The sequence below is a fragment of the Limosilactobacillus reuteri genome (genome assembly GCF_034259105.1).
Lineage (GTDB): Bacteria > Bacillota > Bacilli > Lactobacillales > Lactobacillaceae > Limosilactobacillus > Limosilactobacillus reuteri_G.
The window spans coordinates 56295-67474 of the sequence record NZ_CP139476.1; the positions used below are offsets into that span (position 1 = coordinate 56295).

11 protein-coding genes and 2 pseudogenes are annotated in these 11180 nt (G+C 37.8%); 8 read left to right on the top strand and 5 right to left on the bottom strand.

The window, feature by feature from the left end; genetic code table 11:
• The first annotated feature begins 735 nt into the window (after positions 1-735).
• From SH603_RS00340 to SH603_RS00370, 7 genes are all read left to right on the top strand, one after another.
• Complete coding sequence (locus SH603_RS00340) at positions 736-1821, top strand: replication protein, repA (protein ID WP_321533542.1); 1086 nt, start codon at positions 736-738, stop codon at positions 1819-1821.
• Positions 1822-2186: 365 nt separating this feature from the next.
• Positions 2187-2912, top strand: coding sequence for a hypothetical protein (locus SH603_RS00345; RefSeq protein WP_321533543.1), 726 nt, complete (start codon positions 2187-2189; stop codon positions 2910-2912).
• An 85-nt stretch (positions 2913-2997) separates the two neighbouring features.
• A complete protein-coding gene (locus tag SH603_RS00350; protein WP_321533544.1) occupies positions 2998-3660 on the top strand; it encodes a hypothetical protein in 663 nt (220 codons plus the stop codon).
• 102 nt (positions 3661-3762) lie between these two features.
• On the top strand, positions 3763-4029 hold the full coding sequence (locus tag SH603_RS00355) for an HU family DNA-binding protein (RefSeq protein ID WP_003676428.1): 267 nt from the start codon (positions 3763-3765) through the stop codon (positions 4027-4029).
• 237 nt (positions 4030-4266) lie between these two features.
• On the top strand, positions 4267-4437 hold the full coding sequence (locus SH603_RS00360; protein WP_169477388.1) for a hypothetical protein: 171 nt from the start codon (positions 4267-4269) through the stop codon (positions 4435-4437).
• A gap of 66 nt (positions 4438-4503) precedes the next feature.
• The gene (locus SH603_RS00365) at positions 4504-5226 is read left to right on the top strand and encodes a hypothetical protein (RefSeq protein WP_321533545.1); all 723 of its coding nucleotides are present in this window, start codon (positions 4504-4506) and stop codon (positions 5224-5226) included.
• Between the two features lie 219 nt (positions 5227-5445).
• Positions 5446-6117 (top strand): hypothetical protein, encoded by a 672-nt coding sequence (locus SH603_RS00370; RefSeq protein ID WP_321533546.1) that lies wholly within the window; start codon positions 5446-5448, stop codon positions 6115-6117.
• Positions 6118-6294: 177 nt separating this feature from the next.
• Here the strand turns inward: SH603_RS00370 and SH603_RS00375 are convergent.
• Together SH603_RS00375 and SH603_RS00380 are read right to left on the bottom strand one after the other, a co-directional pair.
• A pseudogene (locus SH603_RS00375) lies at positions 6295-7618 on the bottom strand (IS1380 family transposase).
• Between the two features lie 242 nt (positions 7619-7860).
• The gene (locus SH603_RS00380; RefSeq protein ID WP_169483282.1) at positions 7861-8343 is read right to left on the bottom strand and encodes a Dps family protein; all 483 of its coding nucleotides are present in this window, start codon (positions 8341-8343) and stop codon (positions 7861-7863) included.
• Between the two features lie 159 nt (positions 8344-8502).
• Here SH603_RS00380 and SH603_RS00385 point away from each other — a divergent pair, with 159 nt between their 5' ends.
• On the top strand, positions 8503-8718 hold the full coding sequence (locus SH603_RS00385) for an adenine-specific methyltransferase EcoRI family protein (protein WP_169477727.1): 216 nt from the start codon (positions 8503-8505) through the stop codon (positions 8716-8718).
• Between the two features lie 41 nt (positions 8719-8759).
• On the opposite strand, the pseudogene SH603_RS00390 reads toward SH603_RS00385, so the two are convergent.
• The 3 genes and pseudogenes from SH603_RS00390 to SH603_RS00400 all read right to left on the bottom strand — a co-directional run.
• Positions 8760-9107: pseudogene (locus tag SH603_RS00390) on the bottom strand (redoxin domain-containing protein); the annotation flags it as partial.
• Positions 9108-9232: 125 nt separating this feature from the next.
• Complete coding sequence (locus SH603_RS00395; protein ID WP_321533547.1) at positions 9233-10471, bottom strand: glutamate--cysteine ligase; 1239 nt, start codon at positions 10469-10471, stop codon at positions 9233-9235.
• Between the two features lie 262 nt (positions 10472-10733).
• The gene (locus SH603_RS00400; RefSeq protein ID WP_321533548.1) at positions 10734-11075 is read right to left on the bottom strand and encodes a hypothetical protein; all 342 of its coding nucleotides are present in this window, start codon (positions 11073-11075) and stop codon (positions 10734-10736) included.
• Between the last annotated feature and the right edge of the window lie 105 nt (positions 11076-11180).

Consider the following 11180-nt stretch of genomic DNA (forward strand, 5'->3'; position numbering starts at 1 on the left):
TTTCACCACTGCATTATTAGCATTATTCATAATTCTTATATGCTTTGAATTATTTGCTATATATTTAATGCAAAATATAAGAATTAACCTATCTACGGTTAATAACAAGAAAAAATAATCGTTTACTTTTCCAACGCATTGTTGTATCTTTAAAACATAAGTTAATAAAATAACAAGTAATTAAATGAAATGTTTATTAGCTTTTCAGAATACACATAACAATGTTTTAACTAAAACGGAATCTAAAATGATATCGTCATTGGTTAGTAGATAGAGTGTGAAAAAATTTTTTATTTTTCTATCGATCAGTGATTTTATATAATCAAGCACAACAGAATGTTGTGTTAAACGATGACGAAACATGTCATTACAACGAATTCACTATTATCTATTGATAAATTAATCTTTGATCAATTAAGCTAATTTTAGGATAAATTTGATAAATTTATTTTGACACGTTTGTCTATCTAATTTAGCGATGATAATATTAGAATATCAATTAAATATAAGGCATAAAAAAAGAGTTTATCGAAGTCCAACTTTCGATAAACTCTGGAGAATAACCACAAGCCTCTTGATTTGATGAGAAAAACAATGAATAACCAAAAGTCTCAAAAGGGAATGCGGTAATTTCATTTCAAATCTATATATCTATTATATACTTTAATCCTTAAAAATCAAGGGTTTACGGTTATTAAAGTATGCCTAATTCAAATGAATTAAGGAGAAACTACAATGAATAACCAAAAAGCGTTTTTAGGTATCAACCTAGATTTACTCGAAAACCCAAAATATAAGAATCTAGACTCCCGTGCAATGATGTTGTACGCTCTTTACGCTGATCGCTATTCTGTTTCTATGAATAACGCTCGTTTAGGGAACACAGCATTCGTTGATGATATGGGAGTCTTTATTCGTTTTACTAATGAATTGGCTGCCAAGGTACTTCACACAACAGTCAAAATGATTAGTAAATTTCGTAAGCAATTAGAATCGGAGAATTTAATTAAGATTGTTCGTGAAGGCTTAAAGGGTTACAAAATCTATGTTTATCCAGTTCAACAAACACCAAGTAACGTTGAGCTTATTTTGCCATGGAAAAATCACACTATTACTGTTCAAAAGACTATTTCTGACTGGACTACTGCATCCAAGCTTGAATTTAGTAAAACTCTTAAATTATCTTCTCAAACAATTGATATGAACGTGAAGTCCCAACGGGATTACACGTGTGACCAAAAAGGGAATACTAGTTTATCTCACTCTAGTCTATCTCATGTATTTTTAAATAATAATGATTTGGATGATAACGCGCACGCGCGTAAGGAAAATGAAATTCAACCCAATCAATCAAACAAAAATCCATATCACTCTTTACCAGAAAAGATAAAGAGTTCATTTGTTGATGTATTTGGATTCATCACTAAGCCTATGGCTATTGAACTACATTCTCTAATCAGTCAATCCAACGAAGATATGGTTAACTACATAATCACAAGTAGTAAAGGACATAAGATTACTAATGCTATCGCATATATCAAAGCTGCAATTACCAATGCTCTGAAACGAGGGGATAAGTGCGCTCAAGACATGATTAACTTTTACAACAATAACGTCAAAAATGCGTTTACTGGTTACAAGAAATCTCCATCAAAACGCTTTATGTCTGAGGAAGAAGTAAATGCTATGATTGCAAAAGACGAAGAAGAAATGCGTCAAAATAATCCAGAATTTTATGCGCGTATTAACGCAATTAAGCAACGTACACAAGCTAAAAAGTTTAACCGTCCGATGATCCCAATTTATTCTTTAGGCGAATAAACGTCATTTTGGGTAAAGTTTATCCGTCAAAAATAACTAATAAGCGATAAATACCATGAAATATGTATTTTCTCCAGTGTTGAATCCTAATCTTAGCTTTGATTATTTTCCCATTTCTTCGCCTATACAATTTTATGCAGAATCTTGCGGTACTTTCGCAGAAATCTGCATAAAAATGTACATCATCTACCGCAGAAATCTCATCTTTTTTGACAAGAAAGTTAGCGAATATTTAAATATAACAATAATAAATATAACATGAGTAAAGTATACTTTAACGGTTCCCGGTGTTTTTTGCGCGTTTTTAGGACAAGAAGAAATCATTGTGCTAAGATTACCTCCATCAAAGAAAGTGAGGTTTTAATTTGAATAAAACGATTCTAAAAAATAAATACAAGAAATACAAAATGCCTAAGAATATGTTATTTGCTATTATTGATACCACCATCCTATCAAAAGACCTTAGCAATACTGAATTAGGCTTCTATATTCTTTTAAAAGCTAAGGCTGGTCGTAGAGTTATCGATGGGAATCAATTAAGACTTAGTACTACTGTTGGTAAGTTAACCACACAGATTAATTGGCGACTAGGTACGCAACCAATAACAAAAATGATCAAAAAATTACAACAACTTAAATTGATTGAAATTGAAAGAGTTCACGGGAAAACGATGGATATTGTATTCTTGGATGATGAACAGTCATTATTAAAAAATGGTTATTTTAAGGTGTATGGTCACTCTATCAAAGCCATTATGGATTCTAGTAACGGTAAACAAACATTGAACTATCTTGGGTTTTATGCATATTTTCGTAGTACTATTTTCGAACAGACTAAAACATCTAGCGTATATGATAAGCCATTGGCATATCTTGTTAATGTCTGTAAAACCCCGGAATCCACAGTGCGCCTCTATCTCCAGTGGTTTAGAGAGAATGAAATACTAGCTAATTTCTTCGTAAGGGTAATGAGAACCGAAACTAATTGGTATAACAAATACATCTATGCGGATATGCATGATTGTCAAAAGCTTGTTAGATACATAGACGATGGACAATACGGATCAGTGATTACAGAAGTTTTAGAATAAAGTGATGTCTTTTTAGCGAAATCACACATTCTGTTTATGTTCATGGTATACTTACACAGTCAGCTGATATGATATAAGAGACAGTATGAGAAAAATATTTGATACATCGCTTAAAACAAAAAGTGACCGAGATAAACATTTAAGAGAATTACTTGATACCAATCAGCTGCAACGACATATAAGAAGTGAGGTTAATCATCATCAGCTGGCGACCCATTCTTTTTCTGGATGGTTTACTGATCGGCTCAGTAATTACTTATTTGATAGCAGTAATTCAGGTTCATACCGTAAAGGCGATTATTCTTTTTACGCTAATGAAACTCATTATTGGCACAAAAAAACTCCGAGTAGCATATTACTTGTCGATGACATCGAAGAGGAAATTAATAATAACAATTTTCTAAGAGAGCAAAGGTCAAACAAAACTGCGTATCTAAGTAAGTTATTCGACCCAAACAATATTGATGAAGATGATTATAAGAGTTTTATTAAAGCTGGTTATTGTAATATCGATATTAATTCCTTAGACATTGACAATGAAATGATTATTGACGGCATGAAACGAATGCAAGAAATAATCAAAAGTTCATGTAAAAAAGATGATTTACATTTTCTGAAAAAATTTAATGGGAAAAATAATCTTAACGATATAGCCTTAATTACAGGGGTTACACACCAATCGGTATCAAAAAAATTACAAAAAATTTGCAAAAAATCACGAAAAAATGGTTGCCAAATTGAATTTTAGAAACATCATAGAGTAGAGGGGTAATTAGACCCGTTTTATTTTTGACATTTCGAAGCAAAACAATAGACTTTTAATAAACTGAATGAGAGTGAGAGAGAAAATATGTTAAACAAGAAAGATTTAATTGAAATTATTGCAAAGCAACAAGAAACTACAAAGGTTGAAGCTAAGAAGATTGTGGATGCCTTTACTGATGGTATCAAGTCAATTATGAAGGACAACAAGTCAGTAAACATTACAGGCTTTGCAAAGTTTGAAAGTAAGTACAAAGAAGCTTACAAGCGTGTGTTTGGTGTAACTGGTGAATTAATTGAAGTTCCAGCACATCACGTACACAAGGCAACTCTATCAAAGAAGATTGCTGAATAATTAAGTTAACAGTTCATCCGTTAGTCCATGAAGCTATAAAAACCCACGATCGAATGGGCTGTTGGGTTGGTTAAGCAGTCCGAACTAAATAATGTCACACGGAAGCGCTCGTGTGATTTTCAAAGCAGATAATAACCAGTGAAAACCTCCTTAATAACAAATAAAAAATGAAACTGAGATTATTGTCTGTTGTGAAAACTACACGAGCGTAAGTTATGTGACAAAGGGGACAATCATATGAATTTAGATATTGATGTCGCCCTCAAGAAGCATGTTGAGTTCGTGCTTAGAAAAATGGATGAAATTGAATCGTGTAAAGAATTATCAATTCATCAAATGGCAGACCTAGAACGGTACGCAAATACATTAAAATATCTAGCTCAAACTCACGAAGCGTTGAATGATTAGAGGCGAGTAAATGGCTGGATCAAAGATATGTATAGTTTGCGGAGAAGAAAAAGGTCTAACCAACTTTTGAAACACAAGAACTTGTTACTTGATACTAGTTTTTCTATATGTCGCGATTGCGCCAATATGGTAGCCGATTTTAGCAATGAGGATTCAGTTATTGAAATGGCTCAATTCGCAAATATTCCCTTTGTCAAGAATCTTTATATTGACGTAAAAAGAACAAGCAAGAACCCTAATTTCGGAGAATACTTAAAGAAAATAGCTCCGTATAAGAATTTCAAGACCTTCTCAGATTCTGTATTCACAACAGATCATGCCGAGAAAACAGTAAGTATTACCCCCGAATTAGAAAGTAGATGGGGCAAGGGATATAACGAAGAAGAATATGCTTATTTTGAGAATGTGCTACAAGGTCTTATTGCAATTAAACCGGCAACAACGGCATTTGAGATTCAGAGATATGTTGCCAATGTAAAGTTGAAGGACGTATTGGATAAGGCGTTTATGGATGGAGACTCTAAGGCGATCACTGCCTTACGTAAAGCATATTCAGAAGATTCAAAGGATTTAGGGTTTGACGCTGTACTTAGTGGGAATGATGACAGTGGAAAGACGTTGGGTCAAAGAATTCAAGGTTGGGAACTTAGTGAACCTGTTCCAGATAGCGATAAATACGAAGACGCTGCTGGCTTAAAGAAGTACATTGAAAAATGGTTCGTGATTCCTATGAAGAGAACCTTTGGTGTCGCCTCTGAAAAGGAGGTTGAAAGTCTATATGAAGACTGAGAAGACACAACACAAGTCTAGCTATTTTGAAAAACGAGAACGCAACCTGATGAAATGGGTTAGATATTGGCGAAGAAATCCACAGATATTCGTAAAAGATTATCTTGGAGTTAACTTTAAGCCTTATCAGAAATTATTGTTTTACATGATGAATAAGGTTGATTTCTTCATGTATATTGCAGCGAGAGGTTTGTAACAGTGTGTTTGTAAGAGGATACATTGAGAAGAATATTTACAGATAAAGAACTTAATTTTATTCAAGATCATTATTTAGATATGACGTACCAAGAAATTACAGATAAGTTAAACGAGTTTAATGATATAAAAAAGACCAATAAGCAAGTAAGAACTAAAGCATCTGTAATGGGATTGAGTAAAAAGAAGCATGATTATGATCGTCGTTACTTTGAATATATTGATACTTCCGAAAAAGCTTATTGGCTAGGCTTTATGTTTGCCGATGGCTATATTACTCGAAAAGAAAGAGAAAACGGGCAGACAACAAGTGAAGTTGCAATTGAACTTAACGAAAAAGATTGCAGCCATCTTCAAAAATTTAATGAAGCCCTTGGTAACGGTTCAGATATAAAATTTAAGATTCAAAAAGATAGAATGATTAAAGGTGTCCATGTAAGAGGTGGACATAAAACTGTGACAGTTCGTTATTATTCTTCAGAAATGTATTTTGATCTAGTAGATAGAGGTGTTGTACAGAATAAAACCTACCGTTTCGAGTTTCCAAAAGTAGAAGAAAAGTATTTCTTTAATTTCTTATTGGGAGTTATTGATGGTGATGGTTATATTTCGGGGAAAGATTATTTGACGGTAGGAATTGTGAATCCCAACCTTAAGTTCTTGAAATATGTCTCGAATTATTCATACGAGGTTTAATATCGGCATACCGCACAATTTTGGACCAATTCTCGTGCTGCTATGGCGTAGTCAAACCAAGATGTACTGTTTTTGCTAAAGGCTACCAAATTATGGGGCTGGATAAATCTTTGATCCTCAATTTTGGGCGTACTTGCCCCTTGATCGAACGGCCTTTTTTTGATTTATCGTACTGAGCTAGCCCCACTGTAGCGCTTGGATTCGAGCTAACAGTTGATAAAACAAATCCTGATAGACGTGGTGGCGACTTAATTTTAGACAAAGTTGCCGGCCGCTGGTCACCAGCTTACCCGCCACTTTAAACAGCCATAAGCGCAAGGTTGTAACCTGTAATCGCTGATGTTGTGCAGGCAACAATTGGCGCATCAAGCTGACTAAATTATAAGCGAGGACACTGAGCATCATGCGGGCATAATTTGGTATAAATTGCGAGCTAGTCATTTTATCCAGGTAAAAGCCAGCTTTGGCTTCCTTGATATAGTTTTCCATTTGACCCCGTTGGTGATAGGCGTGAAACGCATCTTCGGCGACAAAACTCGTTAAATTGGACACGAGGTATTCATGTTGAAATAACAATTCACCAGCTGGTCGAGTTGATTTAATATAGATCTGGCGCGGCTTAGGCCATGATCGGGCTTGATAAGACGCGCGATAATAATGGACCTCGGTCTCAGTCCAATTCTGCTCATCACTGATCTGAACAAAACGTTCAGCCAGTTGGTTCAGCCGCCGATTGGCTTTCAGGCGGATCAAGTAAAAAGTGTCGTTGGCTTCACAAGTTTCGTATAATTCTGGAGTCGCAAAGCCACTATCCCCGCGGACCAAGATATCAGCGTTCGGTTTGACTTGATGATAGTGCTGTAGTAGTGGTGTGATAAAGGGGGCAATATCCGTACTGGTATAAACATTACCTGGGCGCAATTGAGCCTTTAAACAGTGGCCCGTTTGCCCGTCAAAAGCGACCAGCGGATGGTAACCCGTGGTACCGTAATGCGCATTAAAGGCCGTTTTTTCCTGATGACCATGAGTATCGGCATGGGTCGAGTCAATATCGAGAATTAGCTGTTGTTGCTTGGCGCCAGTCCACGCTTGGTCAAGCAATGCTTGATTCAACGTTTGTAATGAGGTGATTAATGAGGTGATGGTCTGCTTCGTCACAGCGTTGCCAAAAACGGGATAACGACGGTTGTGAGGCCAATTGCGGTTGTGCCAATAGTAATTTAAATGTGGGGTCATCGCGCAAACTAGTGGCAGCTAGATCGGCAGGGTAGCCGGCGATCAACTGCAGCACGACCTGCTCTAGTAGACTAACGTTGCTGTAACGAGCGTAATGGCGCTGGTCATCAAAATGGACTAATTGATACGCTAAGGTCGTGAAATTGAGTTGCGCCATTAATTCTTTGACCAACACTAGCCCAGCATCAGTGGAAAGTTCACCACCAGTGTGCGAAATATGTAATTTAGGATTGAAATTAACTCGTTTTTCCGGTAAAGTTGCCATGAGAAGGACCTCTTTCTTTTGGTGGATAGCTGACTTGTGGTGAATCAACTATACCAAATCGGAGGTTCTTTTTCTGCACTAAAAAGGTGAAAAACAAAAAACACAGTACCGCCCATGATAACGGGGTGACGCTGTGCTTGGAGAACTTATGGTGAATAATTCAGGGAGTTATTGGTTGCTATTTTTTCAGCATAAGAAAAAGACCATATTACTACTCGTTTATAGCCATATGGTCTTTTATATTAGTCAGCGAATGGTGCTTTGTCTAGATAAGCACTGATCATCCAAATATTTTTATCGGTTTCATCCTTGAAGCCATTAAGCATATCTTGAGTTGGGAAGTCTTTTTCTTCGTCAGTAACTTCGATTCCTTTTTGGTATTGGTTACGTAGGTACTTGAATTGATCAACTAGCCGTTGCATGAATTCAGTCATCGTTAATTGATCAAAAGCGACTTTGTCATCTGGTAGGCCAGTATTTTCAATGAATTCGTGAGTTGTTGCCAGTGGGCTGCCGTTTAAAGCAATCAAGCGTTCTGCAATTTGATCGAGCTGTTCGCTTAGTTGATCGCCATATTCGTCCATCAGCGGATGGAGACGGAAGAAGTTTTCACCGCGCATATACCAGTGTGTTTGTTGAACGTTGACCTTTAATTGGCTGATATCGGCAATCAGTTGATTGAGTTGTGCTTTTGATTTTGGAAAGTCATAATTGTAAGTTGTCATAATGAACCCCTCTTCATAACTATTGGTTACACTAATATTATAACAGTTGTGAAAGCGTTTTTCAAATCAAATACTCGTGGTCCATTGGCGGTATAAATCTTCGATAATTGCTACGGTGTGGTAGGTGAGTGTCGGCGTCATAACTGGGCTAGTCAGTTGATGTTGGGACCAGAGTTGATTAAAGTGCTGAATCTCAAAAACAAATTCGCTATTTTGAGTGACCTGTTAAAGGCTTCGGGAATACGAATTGATGAGCAAGGGCATCGATATATTAGAGTTAAGGGCGTGCGTTGGTTTACTAACATGGACTATAAGCAACGTCATGACGATTTGATCTTATATAAGAAATATAGGAAGTTTGTCAAATGGTGTTGAAGGATAGTTTCTATCCTTCAACACCATTTGACAAACTTCCAAAATTGAACGTGGGGGTACTTATCAGCCTGTTGATTGAACTTCTTTGTTTGAATAGAACAAACTCGCGTATCAATATCTGGCATCACACTTAACAAGACAGGCTTACCTAGCAAGTCCTTAGTCTTAATCTTTTCATCATGGGTAGTGAACACTTTGAACTTCGGTAACTGGTCACCATCTTGTAACGGTTCACCGACTAAGTCTAACGCTTGATCATGAAATAATACTTGCACGTAAAACACCCCTTCGATAACTAATGGTTTTCTAATATTTGTGGTAGTAATAGTATAGCTCAAATTTAACGCAATTTCAGTTTCCGCGCAAATAATCGTCTCAAAAATTATCATTCTTGACATGCAACGCGTTATTTGACGTTAGTCATGGTTTAAACGTGCTTATTAGTTGGTTTGTTGTTCGTCAGCCGATGTGCGTCCTAACGTGCCAACAAGTGTGTACGCCGATTTCAGTATATTCAAGCATTAAAATGTGGTGTCGCAGCCAGCTGGAGTGCAAGTTGGGTTGCACGTTCGAGCGAATCGTTTGTTTGTTGTTCCCAGCGGGCCGCGAGTGTGTTGGCCGGGTCGTGCAGACTAGTTAAGATATGTTGGGCGACTTGCAAAGCGTGTGGTTGATGTAAACTGGTAGCCATAGTTTGTAGCGCATCAGCTAGTTGTTCGCCTTCAGTTAGCTGTCGAGTCACTTGCATGGGGGTTTCGATGGCAACTTGTTCGTTGGCGCGCTGACCCGCCTGAATCCAATTATCCGTACTAGCTGGCACTGGTAACCAGAGCATCAGTAAAACGAACCACGTTAAGCAGGTCAGTTGGGACAGATCAACGCCCGCACCGGCCCATGGGTTCAGGTCTAAGTTACGTAATTCCAAGTATTGAATCCCATCCTGACATAGTTGTGAATGACCACCGGCATGACGCAATCGAACCTGACCGTAGAATTCCTTGGTCGCACTTAATTTTCCATTATCAACGGCCGCTTGCAGTGTTTGACAATAGTCATTTAACGACGCGTACGAGACCGTAACACCCGGCCGATTGATATACCCGCTAGAACTGTTGCGTAAGCTTCGAACGGGCTGGGCTGGTGGCGTAAGACCAGACTGTGGCCAGCAGCGTGGTGAGCAGCCATAAAGATACGTCAGTAGCCAGCGATAGTGCAAATAATTCTGCGCAATGTGCAGGTAACAGCGATTTTGAAAGGTAGTGAAATCACGACTATCTGTCTGGGCCTGATACAATCCCATCATCAGACTAGCCGCTAAGCTCACATTACAGTGAACACCTGACAACATTTGACGTCGTCGGCCATAGCGGTGAGCAAGTCCTTGTCGATAGGCGACAGCGGCCGCATCCAACTTAGCAATTGGAATATCCCGGTCTTCTCGTGGAAGTGTGGGCGGCATGCTTAGCGGCCAAATCAGTTCAGGCAGAAGCCTTTGCCGGACTTGTTGTGTGAGCATCGTTAAGGCGTGCAACGCAGCAACCGCACTTGCTTGCGGTTGGGTGACTAACTCCAACTGTGTCTCCGCAAAGTCCCGTTGCAGGCCGGAAAACTCGCTGATAAGTGTTGGTGATAATGCCGTATCCGCCAAATGACCGGTCACCGTTACCCGCTGGCCTTCCCGTTCCAGCCCAATCTGAACAACCTGTGCATTGATCAACGCCGTATTTTCCATTAATAATTGTTGCCACTCCATCCACTCACCTCGCTGATTCAATCTAAATTTATTGTAGCATAGTCCCGACCTTGGTTCACTGATTATGACCTATTATTTAGCTGACTTACCATTACGAAATGAGTTTCCGCGCGTCCCTGCTTGATCATCCAATTGATAATTATCATATAATTTGGACAATGCTATTGAACTTTTGTAGGCATCCTCAGTTCATGAAGATAAGTCAAGTCACTAGGGTATACCCTAGTGGCCGTTTTTGATCCATTATCAATGGCTTTTTAAATTAGGGCCTAGTACTTTTGGAATGGAAATACTTTCCAACACCAAAAATTCTAGACCCGATAAAATTAGTGATTTCCTGATAATTGAATGGGATATTGGTGGTGTTAATATGAGGAATCATGGTCAATATCTGATTATGATTAATAGGGATCATACCAACGTAGAAGTTGTTTAAATCAATAACGGTCAAAGAATTAGGAACACGCAGTTTAAGCGCTTCTTGGGCTAAAGCTTTCATATTATAGGCATTATTATCAGATATTAAAGTAATATCACTGCCTTCACAAAGGTAGAAATCTGCTGAAGCAACATTACCAAGTAGCTGAAAAGTTGACTGATTCATGATATCTCCCTGACTATTTACAAAAAAGTGCTTTATTTTGCAGAATTAGGCAAGTCATTTTTGTTCTACAGGTATATAATTAAAAGTAGGTTAGCTCAATATAAT